The organism is Acidiplasma cupricumulans, from assembly GCF_001402935.1.
Lineage (GTDB): Archaea > Thermoplasmatota > Thermoplasmata > Thermoplasmatales > Thermoplasmataceae > Acidiplasma > Acidiplasma aeolicum.
In genome coordinates this window covers 1-1,476 of the sequence record NZ_LKBH01000114.1, presented here as the reverse complement: position 1 = coordinate 1,476, position 1,476 = coordinate 1, and the positions used below count along the sequence as shown (strand labels likewise).

General features: G+C 37.0%; 2 protein-coding genes. One reads left to right on the top strand and one right to left on the bottom strand.

All coding sequences use genetic code 11. The features are described from left to right. Window positions 1-55: 55 nt before the first annotated feature. Entirely contained in the window at window positions 56-1,054 is a 999-nt protein-coding gene (gene pdxS, locus AOG55_RS03445) for a pyridoxal 5'-phosphate synthase lyase subunit PdxS (protein ID WP_048100996.1), read from the top strand. A gap of 43 nt (window positions 1,055-1,097) precedes the next feature. On the opposite strand, the gene AOG55_RS03440 is transcribed toward pdxS, so the two are convergent. Next, window positions 1,098-1,476 (bottom strand): hypothetical protein (locus AOG55_RS03440; RefSeq protein WP_055040894.1); only part of this gene is annotated, 379 nt, incomplete at its 5' end.

Here is a 1,476-nt window from a genome sequence, read left to right as displayed (position 1 = left end):
TTATAAATATAGCAATATTAAAAATACGTAAATATCAATTAATTATATATTAACCATGGTTGAATTATCCAAATTAAAATTTGGTGATGAGTTGCTTAAGCGTGGATTTGCCAAAATGACCAAGGGTGGCGTTATCATGGATGTTACCACGGCCGAGCAGGCAAAGATAGCCGAAAAGTCCGGGGCAGTGGCAGTAATGGCGCTGGAAAGGGTTCCAGCAGATATAAGAAAGGAGGGTGGCGTGGCAAGAATGGCAGACCCACTAAAAATTAAGGAAATAATAAATGCAGTATCAATACCTGTCATGGCCAAGGTTAGAATAGGGCACATAACTGAGGCATATGTGCTTGAAAATCTTGGTGTTGATATGCTTGATGAAAGTGAGGTATTAACACCTGCTGATCCATTTTATCATATAAACAAAAAGCTTTACAAGGTTCCTGTGGTATGCGGTGCAAGGACATTTCCAGAGGCTGTAAGGAGAATATTTGAGGGCGCAGCAATGATAAGGACAAAGGGTGAGGCAGGTACCGGAAATATAATAGAGGCAATGAGGCACATAAGAACAGTAAATGATGGAATAAAAATACTGAAGGATTTAACAAATGATGAATTATACAATGTTGCAGAATCCATATCAAAAAGCTATACATCACTGAGAGAACAGACATCCATGGAGCTCTTTGGTGATTCAAAAAAACTGCCACTTAATGATGTTTATTATGGAATGGATGCCAAGACAATAATAGATTCAATATTTAAGGTATTAAAGGACATTAAAAAAATGGGCAGGCTTCCGGTTGTTAATTTTGCCGCTGGAGGTGTTGCAACACCCTCCGATGCTGCGCTGATGATGAAAATGGGCATGGATGGTGTTTTTGTTGGCAGCGGAATATTTAAATCGAGGAATCCTGAGAAGATGGCCCAGGCAATTGTTGATGCAACAGAAAACTTTGAGGATTACAAGCTAATTTCTGACGTTTCCTCTGGACTTGAGGGTATGGCCGGTCTTGAAATAGAGAATATAGAAAAACTTCAGGATCGCGGCTGGTAAACAATTGTTAAAAAAAATTATTATATTTTATATTAAATTTTTTTTAATTTCCCATAAATTTCATCATTCTCTGTTTAACATCTGCCGGAAGTTCATTTAGGGTTTCCTGAATCATTTTCATATCCCTAGATTTAATATCGTCAGGAAGTTCTGAATTTGCCCTCATTCTTAATGAAACAAAGGCACTTAACTGGTTGTCAGGCAATGATGAGGCAATTGTCATATTTGTTGTGCATAAACCAATATATGTTTTATCGTCAGCCCTGGACATTTCCATTATAAGATTTTTCATTGTGCTGACCTTGGTGTTGTCATCCTGTTTTAAAATCTCACCTAAAAGCTTCAGCATTTCATCCTTTCTTTTTTCAGGATCCATTTTTGCAATTTCCAGTATTTCTGACATAATTATCATAATCATAATA